Annotated in this window: 23 protein-coding genes; 13 read left to right on the top strand and 10 right to left on the bottom strand. The window is 63.6% G+C overall.

The window, feature by feature from the left end; translation table 11 throughout:
• Nucleotides 1-51 precede the first annotated feature (51 nt).
• Together ACIQUG_RS04495 and ACIQUG_RS04490 are read right to left on the bottom strand one after the other, a co-directional pair.
• Entirely contained in the window at nt 52-642 is a 591-nt protein-coding gene (locus tag ACIQUG_RS04495; RefSeq protein ID WP_192446308.1) for a hypothetical protein, read from the bottom strand.
• An 11-nt stretch (nt 643-653) separates the two neighbouring features.
• Complete coding sequence (locus ACIQUG_RS04490; protein WP_043626011.1) at nt 654-1,043, bottom strand: acyl-CoA thioesterase; 390 nt, start codon at nt 1,041-1,043, stop codon at nt 654-656.
• A 272-nt stretch (nt 1,044-1,315) separates the two neighbouring features.
• Between ACIQUG_RS04490 and ACIQUG_RS04485 the strand changes: the two genes are divergently transcribed.
• From ACIQUG_RS04485 to ACIQUG_RS04450, 8 genes are all read left to right on the top strand, one after another.
• On the top strand, nt 1,316-3,130 hold the full coding sequence (locus tag ACIQUG_RS04485; protein ID WP_402317829.1) for a methyl-accepting chemotaxis protein: 1,815 nt from the start codon (nt 1,316-1,318) through the stop codon (nt 3,128-3,130).
• Nucleotides 3,131-3,367: 237 nt separating this feature from the next.
• The gene (locus ACIQUG_RS04480) at nt 3,368-3,919 is read left to right on the top strand and encodes a Kazal-type serine protease inhibitor family protein (RefSeq protein WP_402317826.1); all 552 of its coding nucleotides are present in this window, start codon (nt 3,368-3,370) and stop codon (nt 3,917-3,919) included.
• A gap of 322 nt (nt 3,920-4,241) precedes the next feature.
• The gene (locus ACIQUG_RS04475) at nt 4,242-5,480 is read left to right on the top strand and encodes an extensin family protein (protein WP_402320568.1); all 1,239 of its coding nucleotides are present in this window, start codon (nt 4,242-4,244) and stop codon (nt 5,478-5,480) included.
• 613 nt (nt 5,481-6,093) lie between these two features.
• Nucleotides 6,094-6,426 (top strand): metalloregulator ArsR/SmtB family transcription factor, encoded by a 333-nt coding sequence (locus ACIQUG_RS04470; RefSeq protein WP_043626019.1) that lies wholly within the window; start codon nt 6,094-6,096, stop codon nt 6,424-6,426.
• On the top strand, nt 6,423-6,830 hold the full coding sequence (locus ACIQUG_RS04465) for a YeeE/YedE family protein (RefSeq protein ID WP_402317822.1): 408 nt from the start codon (nt 6,423-6,425) through the stop codon (nt 6,828-6,830). Before ACIQUG_RS04470 ends, ACIQUG_RS04465 begins: the two co-directional genes overlap by 4 nt.
• Complete coding sequence (locus tag ACIQUG_RS04460) at nt 6,827-7,312, top strand: DUF6691 family protein (RefSeq protein WP_402317819.1); 486 nt, start codon at nt 6,827-6,829, stop codon at nt 7,310-7,312. The genes ACIQUG_RS04465 and ACIQUG_RS04460 overlap by 4 nt, the downstream gene beginning before the upstream one ends.
• A gap of 106 nt (nt 7,313-7,418) precedes the next feature.
• Nucleotides 7,419-8,345, top strand: coding sequence for an ABC transporter ATP-binding protein (locus tag ACIQUG_RS04455; protein WP_402317816.1), 927 nt, complete (start codon nt 7,419-7,421; stop codon nt 8,343-8,345).
• Nucleotides 8,342-9,103 carry an ABC transporter permease gene (locus ACIQUG_RS04450; RefSeq protein WP_192446301.1) on the top strand — a complete coding sequence of 254 codons (762 nt, stop codon included), beginning with the start codon at nt 8,342-8,344 and terminating at the stop codon, nt 9,101-9,103. The genes ACIQUG_RS04455 and ACIQUG_RS04450 overlap by 4 nt, the downstream gene beginning before the upstream one ends.
• A 13-nt stretch (nt 9,104-9,116) precedes the next feature.
• Here the strand turns inward: ACIQUG_RS04450 and ACIQUG_RS04445 are convergent, their stop codons facing one another.
• The 4 genes from ACIQUG_RS04445 to ACIQUG_RS04430 are packed head-to-tail and all read right to left on the bottom strand — an operon-like array spanning nt 9,117 to nt 11,607.
• Nucleotides 9,117-9,806 carry a permease gene (locus tag ACIQUG_RS04445; protein ID WP_402317812.1) on the bottom strand — a complete coding sequence of 230 codons (690 nt, stop codon included), beginning with the start codon at nt 9,804-9,806 and terminating at the stop codon, nt 9,117-9,119.
• Nucleotides 9,807-9,863: 57 nt separating this feature from the next.
• The gene (locus ACIQUG_RS04440; protein ID WP_402317809.1) at nt 9,864-10,565 is read right to left on the bottom strand and encodes a TIGR02281 family clan AA aspartic protease; all 702 of its coding nucleotides are present in this window, start codon (nt 10,563-10,565) and stop codon (nt 9,864-9,866) included.
• Complete coding sequence (locus ACIQUG_RS04435; RefSeq protein WP_402317806.1) at nt 10,562-10,783, bottom strand: DUF1289 domain-containing protein; 222 nt, start codon at nt 10,781-10,783, stop codon at nt 10,562-10,564. Before ACIQUG_RS04435 ends, ACIQUG_RS04440 begins: the two co-directional genes overlap by 4 nt.
• 35 nt (nt 10,784-10,818) lie before the next feature.
• Nucleotides 10,819-11,607: an adenosylcobinamide-GDP ribazoletransferase gene (locus ACIQUG_RS04430; protein ID WP_402317803.1), complete on the bottom strand. Its 789-nt coding sequence runs from the start codon at nt 11,605-11,607 to the stop codon at nt 10,819-10,821.
• A gap of 246 nt (nt 11,608-11,853) precedes the next feature.
• Between ACIQUG_RS04430 and cobT the strand changes: the two genes are divergently transcribed.
• Together cobT and ACIQUG_RS04420 are read left to right on the top strand one after the other, a co-directional pair.
• A complete protein-coding gene (gene cobT / locus ACIQUG_RS04425; protein ID WP_043625456.1) occupies nt 11,854-12,870 on the top strand; it encodes a nicotinate-nucleotide--dimethylbenzimidazole phosphoribosyltransferase in 1,017 nt (338 codons plus the stop codon).
• A 228-nt stretch (nt 12,871-13,098) separates the two neighbouring features.
• Nucleotides 13,099-13,512, top strand: coding sequence for a diacylglycerol kinase (locus ACIQUG_RS04420; RefSeq protein WP_043625459.1), 414 nt, complete (start codon nt 13,099-13,101; stop codon nt 13,510-13,512).
• On the opposite strand, the gene ACIQUG_RS04415 is transcribed toward ACIQUG_RS04420, so the two are convergent.
• Both ACIQUG_RS04415 and ACIQUG_RS04410 read right to left on the bottom strand, forming a co-directional pair.
• Entirely contained in the window at nt 13,502-14,059 is a 558-nt protein-coding gene (locus ACIQUG_RS04415) for a GNAT family N-acetyltransferase (RefSeq protein ID WP_402317798.1), read from the bottom strand. The genes ACIQUG_RS04420 and ACIQUG_RS04415 overlap by 11 nt on opposite strands.
• Before the next feature lie 3 nt (nt 14,060-14,062).
• Complete coding sequence (locus ACIQUG_RS04410) at nt 14,063-15,598, bottom strand: HAMP domain-containing sensor histidine kinase (RefSeq protein WP_043625480.1); 1,536 nt, start codon at nt 15,596-15,598, stop codon at nt 14,063-14,065.
• A gap of 306 nt (nt 15,599-15,904) precedes the next feature.
• Between ACIQUG_RS04410 and ACIQUG_RS04405 the strand changes: the two genes are divergently transcribed.
• The 3 genes from ACIQUG_RS04405 to ACIQUG_RS04395 all read left to right on the top strand — a co-directional run bounded on the left by ACIQUG_RS04405 (nt 15,905) and on the right by ACIQUG_RS04395 (nt 17,677).
• On the top strand, nt 15,905-16,492 hold the full coding sequence (locus ACIQUG_RS04405; RefSeq protein WP_402317795.1) for a thermonuclease family protein: 588 nt from the start codon (nt 15,905-15,907) through the stop codon (nt 16,490-16,492).
• Nucleotides 16,485-17,123: a uracil-DNA glycosylase family protein gene (locus tag ACIQUG_RS04400; RefSeq protein WP_402317792.1), complete on the top strand. Its 639-nt coding sequence runs from the start codon at nt 16,485-16,487 to the stop codon at nt 17,121-17,123. The genes ACIQUG_RS04405 and ACIQUG_RS04400 overlap by 8 nt, the downstream gene beginning before the upstream one ends.
• 65 nt (nt 17,124-17,188) lie before the next feature.
• Entirely contained in the window at nt 17,189-17,677 is a 489-nt protein-coding gene (locus ACIQUG_RS04395; protein WP_034795162.1) for an Lrp/AsnC family transcriptional regulator, read from the top strand.
• Nucleotides 17,678-17,690: 13 nt separating this feature from the next.
• On the opposite strand, the gene ACIQUG_RS04390 is transcribed toward ACIQUG_RS04395, so the two are convergent.
• Both ACIQUG_RS04390 and ACIQUG_RS04385 read right to left on the bottom strand, forming a co-directional pair.
• Nucleotides 17,691-18,386, bottom strand: a complete 696-nt coding sequence (locus tag ACIQUG_RS04390; protein ID WP_402317790.1) for a DNA alkylation repair protein — start codon at nt 18,384-18,386, stop codon at nt 17,691-17,693.
• Nucleotides 18,383-19,252, bottom strand: a complete 870-nt coding sequence (locus ACIQUG_RS04385; RefSeq protein WP_402317787.1) for an NAD(P)-dependent oxidoreductase — start codon at nt 19,250-19,252, stop codon at nt 18,383-18,385. The genes ACIQUG_RS04390 and ACIQUG_RS04385 overlap by 4 nt, the downstream gene beginning before the upstream one ends.
• Nucleotides 19,253-19,312: the final 60 nt, after the last annotated feature.

Here is a 19,312-nt window from a genome sequence, read left to right as displayed (position 1 = left end):
GCTGGATCAAGACCGCCGGGCGGAAATCCTCAACGACGGCCTTGCCGGGCCTCAATCGAGAAGATCGAAAGCGCGGTACATCCACACGAGCTGGTAGGCGACGGCCGCGACGACGAAGACCGCGTGAAAGCGCCGGTTCGGGGTCCAGGCGGCGGCGATGCACAGCAGGATGTAGACGGCGTTGCGTGCCGGATACTCAAGGCCGTAGGAGGCGAAATAGGCCTTTCCCTTCAGCGCGGTGTCGACGAGATCGACGGCGAAGGCAAGCGCCAGGGCGCCGAAGAACCAGGCCCGGCGCGACATGAAATAATGTTCGTAGTCGCTGTAGTCGTCGAGCGTCGTTGGAAACAGCATGACGCAGAGAAAGAAAAAGACGCAGCAATAGAGAACGACGAACAGGTAGACGCTGACATCGATCACCGCCAGCGAATGCAGGTGGAACTCCCACCACCAGAAGTGCACGAGGAAGACGAACATGAACAGGACCCAGCCGAGGTGGATCCAGTAGACGCGCGTCTTGCCGGGATGCTGGACGAAGAGTGCAATGCCGCTCAACAGCCGGGCGAGGCTCAGGCTGACGATCATGCCCATGACGACGCGGATATGCGAGAAGATCTCCGGGTCTGTATGGGCAGGCTCCATGCGCCGCGCTCCTATTCTTCCGCCGGCACCGGCTTCGGTTTGCCGTTCTCGTCGAGCGCGACCATCACGAAGATCGCGTCCGTCACCTTTTCCATCAGATGCGAGAGATAACGCTGCGCCCAGGCCTCGACCTTGAGCGTCATCGAGGTACGGCCGACCTTGACCACGTCCGTATAGATGCAGAGCGTGTCGCCGATCTTGACCGGCAGCGCGAAGGCCATTTCCTTGACCGCCGCCGTGACGACGCGGCCGCGCGCCCGTTCCGCCGCGCGGATGCCGCAGGACAGGTCCATCTGCGCCATTACCCAGCCGCCGAAGATATCGCCCGCCGCATTGGCATCGCCCGGCATGGCGAGCGTGCGCAAGGTGAGTTCGCCGGTCGGTCTCGTCTGTTCGGTCATGCAGCCTGTCTCCCTGTTGGAGACAAGATGTAACCCGAGCGCGCTTCTAGAGGGAAGACCCGGCGCCGCACAAATGCCGGCGCGGTCCTTGAACTGCCATCTCGTTAGACTTTCGCATAAGCTGATTGAGATTTGTCAAATTTAGGGGGTGCTCGTTAGGAGCTTTGCAAAGACCTCACCCTAACCTGCAGGCTCTGGGAGTGCCTGCCGGCTATGCCGCGGCGGCCAGATTTGGGGCGGCGCGGGGAGCGCCGAGGGGCAGGGGATTGGCAATGAAGAAATTCAGGATTTCGGCGCGTCTCTACGCGCTGGTGGCATTCGCGCTTTTGACCATGGCGGCGGCGCTGACCTTCGGTCTGTTCCAGGCGCAGGAAAAGCTCGTCGGCGAACGCAAGGCGATGCTCGCGGCGATGGACGAGAACGCGATCGCCGTGTTCGACGCCTATCACAAGCTGGAAGTGGCCGGCACGCTGTCGCGCGAGGAAGCGCAGAAGCGCGCGCTCGAAGCGATCAAGGCGATGCGCTACCAGGGCAGCGGCTATTTCTGGGTCAACGACATGCATCCGACCATGGTGATGCATCCGATCAAGCCGGAACTCGACGGCAAGGACCTGACCGAAAACAAGGATCCCAACGGCAAGCAGCTCTTCGTCGAGTTCGTCAAGACCGTCGAAAAGAGTGGCCAGGGTTTCGTCGATTACTATTGGCCGAAGCCCGGTGCCGACGCGCCGGTGCTGAAATATTCCCACGTCGCCGGCTTCAAGCCCTGGGGCTGGGTGGTCGGGACCGGCGTCTATGCCGACGATCTCGCGGCGATGTTCCGCGAGCGCGCCTGGCAGGTTGCCGGCATTCTTGCCGCCGCCGCGCTCGCCATCCTGATGGCGGCGCTGGCGATCGTGCGCAGCGTCGTCAAGCCGGTCGAAAAGCTGAAGACTTCGATGCGGGCGATCGCCGACGAGGATCTTTCCTCTGAGGTGCCGGAAACCGACCGTGGCGACGAGATCGGCCAGATGGCCAAGGTCCTCGTGGTGCTGCGCGACTCGGTGCGCGAACGGCTGGAGCTGCGCTCGCGCGAGGCAGAACAGCAGGAGCGCTTGAGCTCTGAACGACGCGGCAACGAGCAGCGCCAGCGGGCGACGGCCGAGGCGCAGACCGAAACGATGGAAACCGTCGGCGCGGCGCTCGAACTCCTGGCGAGCGGCGACCTCACCGCCGAGATCGGCCACATCGCGCCGGAATACGGCAAGCTGCGGGACGACTTCAACACCGCCGTCGCGGCGCTTCGCGATGTCATCGGCTCGATCTCGCATTCGACCGAGATCGTCACCGCCAGCGCCGGCGACATTTCCGAGGCCGCCAACAATCTGTCCCGCCGCACCGAGCAGCAGGCAGCCGCCCTTGAAGAGACAGCCGCGGCCCTGGACGAAATCACCTCGACGGTTCGCCACGCCTCCGAGCGGGCAAACGAGGCGCGTGCGATGGTCGATCAGACCAAGACCAGCGCCGCAAAGTCCGGTGGCATCGTGCGCAACGCCATCGACGCCATGGGGCGGATCGAAAGCTCCTCCGGCCGTATCGGCCAGATCATCGGCGTCATCGACGAGATCGCCTTCCAGACCAACCTGCTGGCGCTCAATGCCGGCGTCGAGGCGGCGCGTGCCGGCGAGGCGGGCCGCGGCTTTGCCGTCGTTGCCCAGGAAGTCCGCGAGCTGGCGCAGCGTTCGGCCGGTGCCGCCAAGGAGATCAAGGAACTGATCAGCGCCTCGGTGCGCGAGGTCGGCGCCGGCGTCGACCTGGTCCGCTCCACCGGCGAGGCGCTTTCGGAGATCGAGGCGCAGGTCAACCGCGTCAACGAGCAGGTGGCCTCGATCGCGACGGCCGCCCGCGAGCAGGCGACCGGGCTGCAGGAGGTCAACGTCGCCGTCAACAGCATGGACCAGATGACCCAGCAGAACGCCGCGATGGTGGAGGAGACGACGGCAGCGAGCCAGACGCTGGCGGCCGAAAGCCGCGAGCTGAAGTCGCTGCTGACGAAGTTCCGGCTGCAGCCTTCAGGCTCGCACGCCGGTTACGGCCGCGCCGCCTGATCCATAGGCTTTTCGATTGCGACCCGCGCGGTACGCCGCGCGGGTTTTTCATGCGGGTCTGACCACAATGCTGTCGCAAGGATCGCTGTTTAGGTGCCGCCGTCGTCACGCCGGTTGTCGTGTACGGAGACATTCTCCGTCTTGACCTCAGCACCGCCGGGGATAGATACGCGAGAAGCGGGTGGTGTTCGACGGGGCGTCGCTCCGGTTGCCGGCCGCTGCACTAGAGGGGACACCATGGCACTTCTCAAACTACTTCTGACCCGGCCGATTGCCTTGCTGATGCTGGCGCTCGGTTTTCTTTCCGCCTGTACCGTGGTCGTCGATGAGCCGCGGCCCGGGCCGAGGCCCACGCGCCCGCAGGCCTGCACGATGGAATATGCGCCGGTTTGCGGCGAGCGCGGCAATCGCACGCGCAGTTTCCCGAATTCCTGCCAGGCGCGCGCCGATGGCTTCAACGTCATCCACCGCGGCGAGTGCCGCCCGGACTACCGTCCGCCGGACCGCGAGCCGCAGGCCTGCACCATGGAATACATGCCGGTCTGCGGCCAGCGCGGCGGTCGCATGCAGACCTTCCCGAATTCCTGCCAGGCGCGTTCCGAGGGCTTCCAGGTGATCGGTCGCGGCGAATGCCGCAGGGAGGACGACCGTCCGTCCGAGGGCCAGTTCTGCACCCGCGAATACGCCCCGGTCTGCGGCCAGCGTGGCGGCCGCATCGAAACCTTCTCCAACGCCTGCGAAGCGGGTGGTGCCGGTTTCCAGGTCATCCATCGCGGCGAGTGCCGCTAACCCCCGCGCTATCCAGTCTTGAGCATGCGAGCCCGCGTCCGATGAGGACGCGGGCTCTTTTTTCATCATATAGCGGCCGGTTCTCGCCCGGCGCACCCGATTTCCTGCAAGTGACGCGCAAGCCTTCGTTTACCGTATTTGAATAAAATCCCAGACAAATCAGCCTTTTTGACCGCTGTGCCCGGTTTGCGACACAGGCAAAAGGCAGCAATTGCAGGTGCTGCAGCAACCATTGCGTGCCAATCGAGCGCAAGGCGGCTGCAGGGGCAGCGGGGCGATGACGGTGGTCTTTCTGGCCATCTGGAGGAAGGCGCAGTTCGGTATGGCCTATGTTACTCGTCTCCATCGCCCGCTGACGGCGCTCGTTCTCTCGTTTTCGCTCGTCACCTGCTCGACCGGTGACGCGTTGTCGCCGCCCGGCCGCATCGATGGCGGGGCGCGGGTCGGGTCGATCGGGCCGGTTCCTGTCGATGCTGTGCCGGCAGATGAGGTGGCCGCCTATCCCGCCGCCACGCAACCCTCGACCTTCCAGGCCAATCCGCAGCATGCAGCGCCCCAGCAGACGCGTCGCGCGCTTCCGATGCTCGATAGCGACGAGGCTGTGGCCACGGGCGCGCAACCGGCAGGCGCCGGCTCGAGCCCCATTCCGCAAGAGGGCGTCAACATGGATGCGATGCTCGGCGTCGAGCAGCCCGTGGTGGGGCTCGCGGAAGAGCAGAGCAACGACATTGCCGAGGGCAATGCCAGCCAGCCGGTGGTCGGCGGCATTGGGGACGAGAATGTGCGTCAGCTCGGCGGCGCAAACAGCGCAGCACCGGCCGAGGCGAACCTCGGCTACGATCCGGATCTGCCGCCGCTGTCGCCGGACAAGATGGCCGCCGAAGAGGCGCAGCGCGCCCGCGCCATGGAACGGCAGCGCGCCCTTCAGCGCACGCAGGAGCCACAGCAGGTCGCCTTCCTGCCGCGCGCCAACAATCCGATGTCGACGCCCGACGATACCGGCGCGATGCCCGGTTCCGAAATCGCCTGCCGCCAGCGCCTGAAAAAGCTCGGCGTCACCTTTCGCGACATTCCGCGCATCAGCAACGGTCCGTCCTGCGGCATCGACTATCCGATCGAACTCAGTGGCCTCTCCGGCGGCATCGGCGTGAAGCCGGCGGTCAAGCTCAATTGCGAGGTGACCGAGGCTTTTGCGAAGTGGGTGAAGTACGAACTCGCGCCGTCGTCGCGCTACCGCTACTGGTCCGGCATCAAGACGATCAAGCCGCTCGGCGGCTATTCCTGCCGCACCATGAATTCGCGTCGCGGCAATCCGATGTCTGAACATGCGCGCGGCAACGCCATCGATGTCGGCAAGTTCGTGCTGAAGAACGGCAAGGAAATCGACGTGCGCAAGCCGGGATTTTTCGCCTTCCGCGAGAAGGCGCTGCTGAAGGCCGTGCGTTCCGACAGCTGCAAGTACTTCAACACCGTGCTCGGCCCGGGCAGCGACCCATTCCACAAGGACCACTTCCACTTCGACCTGAGGACCCGCAAGACCGGCTATCGGCACTGCGATTAGTGGTTCGGTCGGTCAGCAGTTGTGCTTTCGAGCCGCCGGCTACCGAAGCTCGGAAGCCGGCAAAAAAAGAGGCCGGCGGGGAGGCCGGCCCAACGACCGGAGCAAAAGGGGGAGGCTCCGGCGTGCAAATCACGAGCGCAAATCAAAGGGCGATGTCGCGGCCCGCGCGTTGCAAACTGATCGAAGAGCGTCACGGTTTCGTGACAGCCGGGCACAATTGCTGTGGTCGGCCGGGGAAATCTTGCGCCGGCTTTCGTTCGAATGCGTTGCTGGCCGGCTGCCGGCGAAGGTCTGCGGACCGCGCCGATTCTCTAATTAAGTAGTATTATACTTTAGGTTTTAGTCATCTGGCGCTTGTTCCGAACGGTTGCCCCAAATATGGCGATTCGCGACTTTTCCGGATCTTGTTATAACCAATTGAATTTTCTATCTAATTTTCTGCACGCTACAAAATATCGGAATGCCGGGGCCGTGCTGATCTTTCCCTTTCGTCTGGTTTTGTAATAAGTAATACGATATTATATTAGTTCATATAACAATCTTGGATAGTGTCTGGTTGGCCGCTACAAGCATTGGGGGCCCTACTCACTCCTTGACGCCACAGGAGGACGAAATGGGAACGGTCATGCAATTTCCGGGAATGCGCAGCGATATGGCTGTGCACGCCGCTGAAGTCTCAAAAATCCTCAGGACACTTGCCAATCGTAACAGGTTGCTGATCGTGAGCGCCTTGCTCGAAGGCGAGCATTCTGTCGCAGCGCTCGAGGAAATGCTGGGCATTCGCCAGCCCACGCTTTCGCAGCAATTGACGGTGTTGCGGGATGCCGGCATTGTCTCGACCCGTCGGCAGGCCAAGCAGGTTTTCTATCGGCTGAGTCACGACAAGGTGGCGCGTCTCGTCGGCGCGCTCTATCAGATCTTCTGTCGGGATGGTTCTAAAGCATGAATGAATACGGGAATGCGCTGGCGGGCGGGCTGTTGATTGGCCTGTCGGCGGCGATCCTGATGGTGGCCAATGGCCGGGTGGCCGGCATCAGCGGCATAGCAGGGCGCCTGCTGCAGGGCGTACAGGCGTCGTCGGGCGCATTGTTCGTGCTGGGGCTGATCGCCGGACCGGTCCTCTATCGCCTCGTCTTTGATGCCTGGCCGTCTGTGACCGTGACGGCTTCCTGGCCGCTTCTCGTGGTTGGCGGCCTGCTGGTGGGTTTCGGCTCGCGCATGGGCTCGGGCTGCACCAGCGGTCATGGCGTCGTCGGGCTTGCGAGGCTGTCGCGCCGCTCGATCGCAGCGGTCGCCACCTTCATGGCAGCGGCGATCGTCACCGTCTTCGTTACGGGTTTCTTCGCATGAACAGCGCCTTGCTCCGCCTTGCCGCGACGCTCGTCTCCGGCGTCGTATTCGGGTTCGGTCTTTCGCTGTCCGGCATGCTCGATCCGGCCCGCGTGCGTGCATTCCTAGATATCACCGGCAACTGGAACCCCAGCCTTGCCTTCGTGCTCGGCGGAGCCGTCGTCGTTTCGGCGCTCGGCGTTCTCGTGACGCGCCGGCTGAAGCGTCCGCTGTTCGACGAAAGCTTTCATCTGCCCAACAACCAGGTCATCGACCGGCGCCTGATCGTCGGCTCGGCGATCTTCGGCGTTGGCTGGGGGCTGGTCGGGCTTTGCCCAGGTCCGGCGCTCGCCTCGCTGTCGCTTGGCTTGCCGGCAACGGTGCTCTTCGTGGTGGCAATGCTGGCCGGGATGCTGGTCCATGACCGGCTGGTCGACCGCAAGCTCCCGAGGCAGACAACGGCCGAAGCGGGCACCGGTTCGCGACTGTCTCAGCCGCGTTGACGCACAGTCATCTTGTTTTTTCATTCCAGCCGGCTGCAAATCGGAATGAATTGTCCCATATAGGGCGGGACCTCAAGACTCTGCCCCTGCTTCCGGATCAGTTTTCATGGCGCCAATCGTTTCCGTTTCCAATCTGTCGAAGACCTATGCCTCCGGCTTCAAGGCGCTGAAGGGCGTCAGCCTCGATATCGAGGAGGGCGAGATCCTGGCGCTGCTCGGGCCGAACGGCGCCGGCAAGACGACGCTGATCTCCATCATCTGCGGCATCGTCAATCCGAGCGGCGGAACGGTGATGGTCGGGGGCCACGATGTGGTGCGCGATTTCCGCGAGACCCGCGCGATGATCGGGCTCGTGCCGCAGGAGTTGACCACCGACGCCTTCGAGACCGTCTGGAACACCGTCTCCTTCTCCCGCGGGCTGCACGGCAAGAAGCCGAACCCCGCCCATATCGAGAAGGTGCTGAAGGACCTGTCGCTCTGGGACAAGAAGGACAACATGCTGCGCGAGCTTTCGGGCGGCATGAAACGGCGCGTGCTGATTGCCAAGGCGCTGTCGCATGAGCCGCGGATACTCTTCCTCGACGAGCCGACGGCCGGCGTCGACGTCAACCTGCGCAAGAGCATGTGGGACGTGGTCGAGCGGCTGCGCGCCTCGGGCGTGACGATCATCCTGACGACGCACTACATCGAAGAGGCGGAAGAAATCGCCGACCGCATCGGCGTCATCAATGGCGGCGAGATCCTGCTGGTCGAAGACAAGGCGGCGCTGATGTCGAAGCTCGGTCGCAAGCAGTTGCGCGTCGATCTCGCCCATCCGCTGGAGGGCGTGCCCGAGGTGCTTTCGGGCTACAACCTGACGCTCGAGGGCGATGGTCATTGCCTGATCTACGATTACGACACCAGCGCGGAGCGGACCGGGATCACCACCCTGCTTGCCGCCCTGGCCGAGGCCGGTATCAGGCTCAAGGACATTTCCACGCGGCAGAGCTCGCTGGAAGACATTTTCGTCGAAATCGTGGGGGCAGGGCGATGAACATCGAAGCGATCAAGTCGATCTATTTCTTCGAGATGGCCCGCACCCGCCGCACGCTGCTGCAGAGCGTGGTGTCGCCGGTCATTTCCACCTCGCTCTATTTCATCGTCTTCGGGGCGGCGATCGGCGGACGCATCCAGGAGATCGACGGCGTCTCCTATGGCGCCTTCATCACGCCCGGCCTGATGATGCTGACGCTGCTGACGCAGTGCATCGGCAACGGCTCCTTCGGCATCTACTTCCCGAAATTCACAGGCACGATCTATGAGGTTTTGTCCTCGCCGGTCTCGATGGTCGAGATCGTGCTCGGCTATGTCGGCGCGGCGGCGACCAAGGGGATGATGATCGGTACGATCATTCTGCTGACGGCGTCACTCTTCGTCGACCTGACCATCGCTCATCCCTTCGTGATGGTCTTCTTCTTCGTGCTGACGGCCATATCCTTCAGCCTGTTCGGCTTCATCATCGGCATCTGGGCCAAGGATTTCGAGCAGCTGAACCTGATCCCGATGCTGGTGATTCCGCCGCTCGTCTTCCTCGGCGGCAGCTTTTACTCGATCAAGATGCTGCCGCCCTTCTGGCAGGCGGTCAGCCATTTCAACCCGGTGCTGTATCTCATCAGCGGTTTCCGCTGGAGCTTCTTCGAGGTCTCCGACGTCAGCCCGATCTTCAGCGCCGTGATCATCGTCGCCTTCCTGACGGTCTGCATGTCGGTGCTGGCCTGGATCTTCCGCACCGGCTACCGCCTGAGAAACTGACGGCCGCCGGTCGTCAGGGTGTCGGCGCCGGCACAGCTCCGCTGGCATAGGCTATGATTGTGCTGGCGACGGCCATCGCAAGCAGCGCCTGAAGAATCGTGATTACGACGTGGAAGAACGACCGCACGGCGGAAAGCCCGAGGTCGGCCATGAACCAGCGCGTTTCGGCGACGATGTACCAGACGATCGAGGCGACGACGAAGACGACGCCGACGGAGGTGAAGGCGTTATGCCCGGCAAGCAGCAGTTGGCCGCCGAGGCTGATGGCAAAAGCGAAGGGCGCGGTGACATAGCACTGGCTGAAGAAGGGCGGACGCAGCGTGTCACGCGTCAGCTTCTCGCCCTTGCTGCGCAGGAGCTTCACCGCCATCAGCAAGGGTAGAATGCTGAAGGCGACGGCGCGAAACATCAGCAGGTTGGAATCGGAGGCAAGCAGCGACGTCGCGGTCCACGGAACAGCCTGCCTGACGAGGCCAAGCTCCAGCGCGTGTGCCAGAAGCAGCGTGATCAGCAGAAAGAGCGGCGGGCTCAGCGCATCCGAATACTGGTCCGGCACGTCGTCGCCGAGCTCGACGTCGGCATAGCGCATCATTGCCTGCGGGTGGCGCAGCGTGCGCCACAGGGTCAGCGGATAGAACAGCAGCCAGCAGACGAGCTCGTAGAGCAGCTCTTCGATCGACTTCAGCAGTCGCATGAAATCCATGAGCGGCTCCTCTGCCAAGATTCATCGGGCCGGAGCAGTGACCGGCCGGATGTGCGGTCAGTCGCGCAGGCGCAGCTCGTCGGTGCGCATCTGCAGCATCTCCAGCGTCGACAGGAAGCTCATGCCAAGCAGGCTCTGGTCGAGCTTGCCTTCGGCTGCAACGGTCGCACCGATGTTGCGACGCGTGATCGGGCCGATCGAAATCTCCTGAAGCATCACCGGGGCTGCCTGCGCGCGGCCATTGGCAGTCATGACGGTGACGATGTAATTGAGGTTGGCCGGGTCGAGGCCGATCTTTTCCGCATCTTCATAGGTGAGCGCGATGCTGCTGGCGCCGGTATCGACCAGCATGCTGATGTCCTTGCCGTCGACCGTCGCGGTGGTCTCGAAATGACCGTTCAGCATCTTCTGCAGCACCACTTCCTGCTGGCCTTCGCTGTCGGTGATGATGGTGGCGCGGCCGGGGATGAGGCCGGCGAGCAGGCGGTTGCCGAAGCCCTGCAGCTCGAAGCGGTAGACATAGGCCGAGACCAGCGCCAGAACGACGAAGAGCCAGATGGCGATCTGGCGCAGCCCTTCGCCGAAGCGGTGGCGGCTTTGCAGGATGCCGGCGCCGATCAGCGTGGCGATGGCGCCGAGCGAAACCAGTTGTCCGAACTGGTCGTTGGCAAGCCCCATTGTGCGGCCTGTGTCGTGGTTGACGATCAACAGGACGAGACCGATGGCCAGGATCGAGAGCAGGATGGCAAGACGGGTCATGCTTCGCCGCGTTCCCTCGCCATGCGCGTGCGCCGGGTTTCACGCCGCGGCTTGCGTTCGACGGTCTCGAGGCGCTGAGGCAACGCGCTCATGATCGCCCGGCGTTCGGCATCGGAATAGAGCGTCCAACGTCCGACTTCGTCGCGGGTGCGGCCGCAGCCGAAACAGTAGCCGGTCTTGTCATCGATCGAACAGACGAGAATGCAGGGAGATTCCATGGGCGTGCTCAGTTTTCCCTTGATATATCGATGTTTCAAACCGTCAGCGCAAGGGCACCGAGTACGGCGATTTCGGTCAGTTGCTGCGTGGCTCCGATCGTGTCGCCCGTTTGTCCGGCGATCTTGCGCATTGCCAGCCGAGCAAAACCCTTGACGGTGGCAAGGAATGCGACGAGCGCTGCGACGAGGCCGAGCGCTGGAACCTGCGCAAAATAGAAGAGCAGCATCGCGGCAAGAACACCGGAGGCGAGCGCGAAGCGCGTGGCCGCCGGCTCGGGCGCGCCGGCTGCTGCCGCAACACCGCCGCTGCGTGCCGGTGGCAGCGACGACCAGTGCCAGACCATGGCGGCGCGGCTGAGGCACGCGGCACCAAGGATGGCCATGGCAGCGCCGAGCGGTGAAAAGAGCGGCAGGATCGAGGCGAGCGCCGAGACGCGCAGGCCGAAGGAGAGGATGAGGGCGACGGCCGCATAGGTGCCGATGCGGCTGTCCTTCATGATCGCAAGCGCCGCGTCGCGGTCGCGGCCGCCGCCAAAGCCATCGGCCGTGTCGCCAAGCCCGTCTTCGTGCAACGCGCCGGTGACTAGCGCCTGGATGGCGACGACGACAAAGGCGGCAAAGAGCGAACTCACCTGCAACGCCACGAGGCCCATGGCGACGGCGGCCGACGGCAAGGCGATCAGCAGGCCGGCAAGCGGGAAGGCGCGCACGGCGCGGCTCAGGCGCCCGTCATAGCCTTCGAAGTGGCGCGCGGGCATGGGGATGCGGCTCAAGAAGCCGATCGACCGCGCCACATCGTCACAGAAATCGCCAACGAAGCCCATGGCTCCTCCAAGGTTGCGGCCATTGAGCCGGCCTTTGCCAAACTACCGACTGCGGCGAGTCTCGCAAGCCGGACGGGCTCGCCTGTGCGTACCGGCCACACTTTTCCAAGACCTTTCACCGGCCGTCTGCAGCCGCTGACGGATCGAGGCGGCGACGCCGATTGGCGCAAATGTCGTTGCCCGAATTTTCAGCGACCTCTATGAGGGGCGTAGATAGAGCTTCACGATGATGCAAGGATTCCTCCCATGAGTGCCAGCGGCCTGCCGTTTGATGACTTTCGCGAATTGTTGCGCAACCTGCCGGGCCCGGATGCGGCAGCACTTGTTGCCGCACGGGAGCGGGACGCCCAGCTGACGAAGCCGCCGGGCGCGCTTGGTCGCCTCGAGGAAATCGCCTTCTGGCTCGCCGCCTGGACCGGCAAGGCGCCGGCCGTCAACCGGCCGCTGGTGGCGATCTTTGCCGGAAACCACGGCGTCACCCGTCAGGGCGTGACCCCGTTCCCGTCGTCCGTTACCGCGCAGATGGTGGAAAACTTTGCTGCCGGTGGTGCTGCAATCAACCAGATCTGCGTCAGCCACGACCTCGGGCTGAAGGTCTTCGACCTGGCGCTCGAATATCCGACCGGCGACATCACCGAGGAAGCGGCACTTTCCGAGCGCGATTGCGCGGCGACCATGGCCTTCGGCATGGAGGCAATTGCCGGCGGCACGGATCTGCTGTGCATCGGCGAAATGGGCATCGGCAACACCACGATCGCGGCCGCGATCAATCTCGGCCTTTATGGTGGCACGGCCGAGGAGTGGGTCGGCCCGGGCACCGGCTCCGAAGGCGAGGTGCTGAAGCGCAAGATCGCTGCCGTCGAAAAGGCCGTGGCGCTGCATCGCGACCACCTGTCCGATCCGCTTGAACTGATGCGCCGCCTCGGCGGCCGCGAGATTGCGGCCATGGCCGGCGCCATCCTGGCGGCGCGCGTGCAGAAGGTGCCCGTGATCATCGACGGCTATGTGGCGACCGCCGCGGCCTCGATCCTGAGGGCGGCCAATCCGTCCGCGCTCGACCATTGCCTGATCGGCCATGTCTCGGGCGAGCCGGGGCATCTGCGCGCAATCGAGAAGCTCGGCAAGACGCCGCTGTTGGCGCTCGGCATGCGGCTCGGCGAAGGCACGGGTGCGGCGCTCGCCGCCGGCATCGTCAAGGCGGCAGCCGCCTGCCACAGCGGCATGGCGACCTTTGCCCAGGCCGGCGTCAGCAACAAGGAATAGTGAAGTTTCGGCCGGTCTTTGCAGGAAGACCGGCCGGTTTCTGTCCAAGGCCTGTCACGGGCGTGACGCCGTCGTGTGCCGGGCCTTGATGGATGCGTCCTTCTCGCCTATCCAAAGCGCAAATGCGCGCCCTAGCTATAGTCTTGGGTGCCTGCAACCGAAACCGCCTTGCATTCGCCTCAATCACGATGTCGAAGCAAGCACGGTTTCAAGCCCTGTCGAGACGAAATGGACGCCAAGAACACCACGCACCGCATTGGACAGACGGGTCCTGTCGAAAAGCAGACCGGCATTCGGCATCTCTTTGCCGCTGCGAGCTATTCGCTCGGCGGCGCCAAGCGGCTGATCGGCGAAGCGGCCTTTCGCCACGAATTGATCGCCTTTGCCGCCGCGATGGTCGCTTTCATCGTCGTCGGCGCAACCTTCTTCCAATATGTGGCGATGGCGATCCTCTTCCTGCTGATGATGGCCTTCGAGGCGATCAACACGGCCATCGAGGAAATCGTCGATCGCGTTTCTCCCGAAATCTCGGAAATGGGCAAGAACGCCAAGGATCTCGGATCCTTCGCCTGCCTCTGCCTGATCGTCGCCAACGGCGTCTATGCCGCCTATGTCGTGATCTTCGACGGCTTCATGAACTAATTGGCCAGCCGGCCGGCGCCTTCACCCGATAGAGCACGTGCGGACGCAGAGGGTTGCCCACGGGCACCGTGACGTCGTCGAAGTCCTCGGCTGGATCCGTACGCATGCCCAATCGTTCCATCAGTGCCCGCGACGGCTGGTTGATGCGCGAGGTGTAACCGATGACCTCGGCAAGGCCGAGTGTGCGCCACGCATGGTCCAGGCAGGCGCTCGCCGCCTCCAGCGCATAACCCTGCCGCCAGTGGGCGCGGGCGAGGATCCAGCCGATTTCGACATGCGGGCCGCCGGGGATTTCGTCTCCAGCCTCCGAAAGGCCGAGACCGCCAACCAGCGCCCCATCGGACTTGCGTTCAACGGCGACGAAGCCGAAGCCGCGGTCGGCGAGGTGGCGGGCGCAGTCGGCAATCATCGCCGCCGTTTCGTCGTGCGTCAGAATGGCCGGATAGTAGTAGCGCCGGACTTCGGGATCGGCGTTGGCAAGCGCAAAGGGCGCGATGTCGCGTTCTTCCCAGGGCCGAAGCCTTAGGCGCTGCGTCTCGACGTGCATGGATCAGGCGAAGCTCTTGCGGCGGCGAACCGGGGCTGCGACATCCTCGATCGCCGGCAGGCTTTCGAGCACGCGGCGGGCCGGCAGGATGGCGATGGCTTCAGTGCCTTCGCGCAGCTTCGAGCGCAGGATGAATTCGCCATTGTGCTTGGCAAGGATCGCCTGGACGATCGGCAGGCCGAGACCGGTGCCCTGTTCAGCGCTCTTGATGGCGATCGAACCCTGACCGAAAGCTGAGAGCACGATCGGGATTTCTTCCTCGGGAATGCCGGGGCCGTTGTCCTTGATCGAGAGGTACTGGCCGCCGCCGGCCGTCCAGCCGACCTTGAAGGTGACTTCGCCGCCGGTATTGGTGAACTTCACGGCATTCGACAGCAGATTGAGAATGACCTGGCGCATCGACTTTTCGTCGACCCAGACCGAGGGCATGCCGTGTTCGAACTGCTGGTGGATTGTGATGTTCTTGGCGCGGGCCTTCAATTGCACCATGCCGATGCAATCCTCGGCGATATCGACGAGGCTGACTGAATCCTCGTTGAGATCGTAGCGGCCGGCCTCGATGCGCGACAGGTCGAGGATCTCGTTGATGAGGTTCAAGAGATGCTCGCCCGAGCGGTGGATATCGTTGGTGTATTCCTTGTAGGTCGGGTTGCTGAGCGGGCCCAGAACCTCGGTCGACATCACCTCGGAGAAGCCGAGAATGGCGTTCAGCGGCGTGCGCAGCTCGTGCGACATGGATGCGAGGAAGCGCGACTTGGCGAGATTGGCTTCTTCGGCGCGCCGGCGGGCTTCGTCGGACATCGACTTTGCCACTTCGAGTTCCGCGATCAGGTCGTCCTTTTCCGACTGAACGGAAAGGATGTGAACGCTTGCGCGGTTCATCCGGTCCGTCATCAGCACCAGGAAGAGCAGCGACAGCGAGATGATGCCGGTGAGGCCGACATAGATAGGGTCGCCGGTCGTGAGCGATGCGAAGGCGAGGGCGGCGACGACCGGTGCGAAGGTGTAGAGGAGCGCGTTGCGCAGCAGGAACGTGCCCATAGCGGTCGCAGCAAGCGCGACCAGCAGCACCGTCCCCTCGAAGAAGCCGAAGCGCACATTGCCGCAGCTGGCGCAATCCTGCGCCACGAAGGTCGCCCAGCAGAGGCCCATCAGCACCTGCCCGAGCAGGAAGCGGCGACGCCAGACCGGAACCTTCTCGGCGCTCATGTCTTCCCGGCGTGCCTTGCGCGCAAAGAAAAGCGTAACGGCATGGGCCGAGAGCGTCATGACCGCCCAGAGGACGAAGCCGAGATTGCCGGAAAGGTAGATGCCGACCGCTGTTATCAGCGCGACGAGCACCGGGATGGCGATCGCGCCATGCAGCGCACTGTCGATGTAGAGATTGAGCATCTCGCGCTCGAAGCCCGAAGGCACCGACGAGCCCGTCTGCAGCCGTTCGCGCGTCGCGCGGACCGTCCTCGAAACAGCCTTGTTTCGATGGCTACGCGATTTGTCGACGATAATCTTATCGGTCGATGTGCTGGCAGCGATACTCATGCTCATATGCGACGGTTGCGATTGCGTTGCAGTCTAGTGAGCAATCCTTAAGAAGTTGCTGCGGTGCGTGAAGGATTCGACAACCATTGTGGCGCAGCCGTGTTCAAGGTCGCAACAGATCGTGCTGCATGTGAGATTCCTTCTCTAATCTTTTGGAATCGACCATGTTTATGACGTGCTGGTCTGTCAGGCACCGTGCGGGCAAACGAGGTTAGGGCAGGCGTGAAATTCGGACGGATGACATATCGGCTTCCCAAGGGCCGCGGCAGGTCCCGCGGTCATGCGCCGTCCGGCGGACGTGGCGGCATGACCGGCGGATGGATCATTCTTCTGCTGCTTGCGATCGGCGCCTTTTTCGCCGACCGGCTGCCGGTCGGAGAACGATCTTCGACCGGTTCAGCACGGGGCGCGGCGATTGCAAGCGACGGCGACAGTCTGCGGATTGACGGGAAGCGCGTCCGCATCGAGGGCATCGATGCGCCGGAACTCGCCCAGACCTGCCAGCGCGACGGCGTTGCCTGGGATTGCGGCCGTGAGGCGCGCGACCGGTTGCGGGCGCTGATATCGGCGGGCGATGTTCGCTGTCGTTTTCACGGCCGCGACAAATACGGCCGCGAGCTCGGTGTCTGCGATGCGGCCAGCCGCGATGTCGGGCGCGAAATGGTGCTTTCGGGTTATGCGGTGAGCTACGGACGCTATGAGGCCGAGGAGGCAAGGGCAGAACGCGAGCAGCGCGGGCTCTGGGCCGGCCAGTTCGCGAAGCCGCAGGAGTGGCGCCGGACAAACGGTCATCCCGACGAGGGGCCGCACCTCATCGATGGTTGGCTTGCCGCGATCCGCGGCTGGCTGCTGGAGCGCCTGACCGCACTCTTTTCCGGTATCGCCGATGCCTAACGACCGGATTTCTCAACTCGAACGGTTGCGGGCGGACATTGCCGCCTGCCGCATCTGTCGCGACAATCCGCTGCGTGGCGAGGCCGACCGGCTGCCACACGAGCCGCGGCCGGTGGCGGTGATCTCCACTGCCGCGCGCATCCTGATTGCCGGGCAGGCGCCCGGGCTGCGTGTGCATGACAGCGGACTGCCGTTCAACGATGCGTCGGGCGATCGGTTACGGCAGTGGCTGGCCGTCGATCGCGAGGCTTTCTACGATCCGGATAAGTTCGCGATCGTGCCGATGGGCTTCTGTTTTCCGGGCTATGACGCCCATGGCAGCGACCTGCCGCCGCGGCGCGAATGCGCGCCGCTCTGGCGCCACCGGGTGATGGAGCAGATGCCGCAGGTGGAGCTGGTGCTGGCGATCGGCCATTATGCGCAGCGCTGGCATATCGGTTCGGACTGTCCGAAATCGATGACCGAGACGGTGAAGGACTGGCGGCGCTACGCCATGCGCAACGCCGTGCCGGCGATCCTGCCGCTGCCGCATCCAAGCTGGCGCAACACCGGCTGGCTGAAGCGCAATCCCTGGTTCGAGGCGGACGTGCTGCCTTTCCTGCGCGAACGTGTTTCCGTTCTCGCAAGCTGAAACAATTTTCTTTATCTTCACCAATTTCGCGCTATAGAGGGAAAAATAATTCGAGAGGGACTCTCATGGATCGCTTAGACCGCAAAATCCTGCGCCTGCTGCAGGAAGATTCCACGCTGGCCGTTGCCGACCTCGCCAAGAAGGTCGGGCTTTCGACCACGCCGTGCTGGCGGCGCATCCAGAAGATGGAAGAGGACGGCGTCATCCGCCGTCGGGTCGCGCTGCTCGATCCGGTGAAGATCAACACCAAGGTCACGGTCTTCGTCTCGATCCGCACGAATTCCCACTCGATGGAGTGGCTGCGCCGCTTCTCCGAGGTGGTGTCCGAATTTCCGGAAGTGGTCGAGTTCTACCGCATGAGCGGCGACGTCGACTATTTGCTGCGCGTCGTCGTGCCTGACATCGCGGCCTATGACGCCTTTTACAAGCGCATGATCGCCAAGATCGAGATCCGCGACGTCTCCTCCGTCTTCGCCATGGAGCAGATCAAGTATACGACCGAGCTGCCGCTCGACTACATGATGATCGATCAGGCGAAGTCCAGCGAGGACTGACCTCAGCTAAGGCTCAGGCGAGCCCCAGCCTAGCCCGGATCTTTTCGTTCGACAGTTCGCGAACCGCGTCCTTGCCCGTCCAGCGGGCGGCGCGGTTTTCGCTTTCCGCCAGTTTCTTCGCCAGCGCAAGCGCCGGGCCGTGGCAGGCGGCATTGCGCTTGCCGATCTGCCGGAGCGCCCAGTTGACCGCCTTCTTGACGAAGTTGCGATCGTCGCCGGAATGCTGCTCGATCAACGGCAGCCAGGCGAGAAGCGTTGCGTCCGGCTCTTTCTTCAGGTGAACCGCAGCCGTGGCGATCATCGCAAAGGCGATGCGGCGGACGAATTCCCGTTCGTCGGCGGCAAATTCCGGGATCAGTTCGCGCTCGAAGCGTGCGGCGATGAAAAGGTCGGCAACGGTATCGACCACTTCCCAGGAATTGCAGTCCTCCGCCCAGTAGCGCGCCTCGTCGAGCGTCAGCGTTTTCGGATTGGCGGTGAAGGCGGCCAGGATGCGCGCCTCGCGAATGCCGGACTGCCAGAGCTCCAGCGCCCGGCGATGATCAGCTTTCACCAGCCGGGTGATCTTGTGCAGCTCGACATTGGAAAGCCCGATGGCGGCGTCGGTGACGATACCGAAACGCGCCATGCCGGCAAGATTGTCCTCAGTGCCAAGCGACCGCAGGTGAGCGATGATCTCGCCCGCGGTCGAGGAGGGGCCAAGGCTCACTTTTCGAGGCGAGCGAGCAGCGAGGACGTATCCCAGCGGTTGCCGCCCATTTCCTGCACGTCGCCGTAGAACTGGTCGACCAGCGCGGTCACCGGCAGCTTGGCGCCGTTGCGGCGGGCTTCGGCGAGCACGATGTCGAGATCCTTGCGCATCCAGTCGACGGCAAAGCCGAAATCGTACTTGCCGGCGTTCATCGTCTCGTGGCGGTTTTCCATCTGCCAGGAGCCGGCCGCTCCCTTGGAGATGACATCGACGACCTTCTCGATGTCGAGGCCGGCCTTCTTGCCGAAATGAATGCCTTCGGCGAGCCCCTGGACGAGGCCGGCGATGCAGATCTGGTTGATCATCTTGGTGATCTGGCCGGTGCCGGCCGGGCCCATCAGGCCGACCATGCGGGCAAAGGCTTCAATGACCGGCTTGGCGCGATCGAAGGCGGCTTCGTCGCCACCGCACATCACTGTCAGCACGCCATTTTCGGCACCCGCCTGGCCGCCGGAAACCGGGGCGTCGATGAAGTGAGCGTTGCGGGCCTTGGCCGCCTCGTAAAGTTCGCGGGCGACCTCGGCGGAGGCCGTCGTGTTGTCGACGAAGACGGCATCGGCCTTCAACCTCTCGAAGGCGCCGTCCTTGCCGGTGGTGACCGAGCGCAGGTCGTCGTCATTGCCGACGCAGCAGAAGACGAAATCGGCGCCATCGGCAGCTTCCGCCGGCGTGCGCGCCGCGCGACCGCCGAACTCGGCAGCCCATTTCTCGGCCTTGGCGAAGGTGCGGTTATAGACCGTCAGCTCGTGCCCGCCGCGGACCTTGAGGTGGCCGGCCATGGGGTAGCCCATGACGCCGAGACCGATGAATGCAACCTTTGCCATTTTCCGAATACTCCCATTGCTTTCGCCTTGGTGTAGCCGATGGCGCGGGTGCGGAAAAGA

The sequence above is a fragment of the Ensifer sp. NPDC090286 genome, from assembly GCF_044769565.1.
Lineage (GTDB): Bacteria > Pseudomonadota > Alphaproteobacteria > Rhizobiales > Rhizobiaceae > Ensifer.
The sequence above is the reverse complement of the archived record's forward strand: the minus strand, read 5'-3'. Positions and strand labels throughout refer to the sequence as shown.

Excerpts from the sequence above, each read along its gene's own strand:
- ACIQUG_RS04385 (WP_402317787.1), bottom strand. The coding sequence starts at position 19,252 with ATGGCAAAGGTTGCATTCATCGGTCTCGGCGTCATGGGCTACCCCATG.
- ACIQUG_RS04415 (WP_402317798.1), bottom strand. The coding sequence starts at position 14,059 with ATGCACGTCGAGACGCAGCGCCTAAGGCTTCGGCCCTGGGAAGAACGC.
- ACIQUG_RS04420 (WP_043625459.1), top strand. The coding sequence starts at position 13,099 with ATGGACGCCAAGAACACCACGCACCGCATTGGACAGACGGGTCCTGTC.
- ACIQUG_RS04395 (WP_034795162.1), top strand. The coding sequence starts at position 17,189 with ATGGATCGCTTAGACCGCAAAATCCTGCGCCTGCTGCAGGAAGATTCC.
- ACIQUG_RS04490 (WP_043626011.1), bottom strand. The coding sequence starts at position 1,043 with ATGACCGAACAGACGAGACCGACCGGCGAACTCACCTTGCGCACGCTC.
- ACIQUG_RS04405 (WP_402317795.1), top strand. The coding sequence starts at position 15,905 with ATGACCGGCGGATGGATCATTCTTCTGCTGCTTGCGATCGGCGCCTTT.
- cobT (WP_043625456.1), top strand. The coding sequence starts at position 11,854 with ATGAGTGCCAGCGGCCTGCCGTTTGATGACTTTCGCGAATTGTTGCGC.
- ACIQUG_RS04495 (WP_192446308.1), bottom strand. The coding sequence starts at position 642 with ATGGAGCCTGCCCATACAGACCCGGAGATCTTCTCGCATATCCGCGTC.
- ACIQUG_RS04440 (WP_402317809.1), bottom strand. The coding sequence starts at position 10,565 with ATGACCCGTCTTGCCATCCTGCTCTCGATCCTGGCCATCGGTCTCGTC.
- ACIQUG_RS04445 (WP_402317812.1), bottom strand. The coding sequence starts at position 9,806 with ATGGATTTCATGCGACTGCTGAAGTCGATCGAAGAGCTGCTCTACGAG.
- ACIQUG_RS04410 (WP_043625480.1), bottom strand. The coding sequence starts at position 15,598 with ATGAGTATCGCTGCCAGCACATCGACCGATAAGATTATCGTCGACAAA.
- ACIQUG_RS04465 (WP_402317822.1), top strand. The coding sequence starts at position 6,423 with ATGAATGAATACGGGAATGCGCTGGCGGGCGGGCTGTTGATTGGCCTG.
- ACIQUG_RS04470 (WP_043626019.1), top strand. The coding sequence starts at position 6,094 with ATGGGAACGGTCATGCAATTTCCGGGAATGCGCAGCGATATGGCTGTG.
- ACIQUG_RS04480 (WP_402317826.1), top strand. The coding sequence starts at position 3,368 with ATGGCACTTCTCAAACTACTTCTGACCCGGCCGATTGCCTTGCTGATG.
- ACIQUG_RS04400 (WP_402317792.1), top strand. The coding sequence starts at position 16,485 with ATGCCTAACGACCGGATTTCTCAACTCGAACGGTTGCGGGCGGACATT.
- ACIQUG_RS04460 (WP_402317819.1), top strand. The coding sequence starts at position 6,827 with ATGAACAGCGCCTTGCTCCGCCTTGCCGCGACGCTCGTCTCCGGCGTC.
- ACIQUG_RS04450 (WP_192446301.1), top strand. The coding sequence starts at position 8,342 with ATGAACATCGAAGCGATCAAGTCGATCTATTTCTTCGAGATGGCCCGC.
- ACIQUG_RS04455 (WP_402317816.1), top strand. The coding sequence starts at position 7,419 with ATGGCGCCAATCGTTTCCGTTTCCAATCTGTCGAAGACCTATGCCTCC.
- ACIQUG_RS04435 (WP_402317806.1), bottom strand. The coding sequence starts at position 10,783 with ATGGAATCTCCCTGCATTCTCGTCTGTTCGATCGATGACAAGACCGGC.
- ACIQUG_RS04485 (WP_402317829.1), top strand. The coding sequence starts at position 1,316 with ATGAAGAAATTCAGGATTTCGGCGCGTCTCTACGCGCTGGTGGCATTC.
- ACIQUG_RS04430 (WP_402317803.1), bottom strand. The coding sequence starts at position 11,607 with ATGGGCTTCGTTGGCGATTTCTGTGACGATGTGGCGCGGTCGATCGGC.
- ACIQUG_RS04475 (WP_402320568.1), top strand. The coding sequence starts at position 4,242 with ATGGCCTATGTTACTCGTCTCCATCGCCCGCTGACGGCGCTCGTTCTC.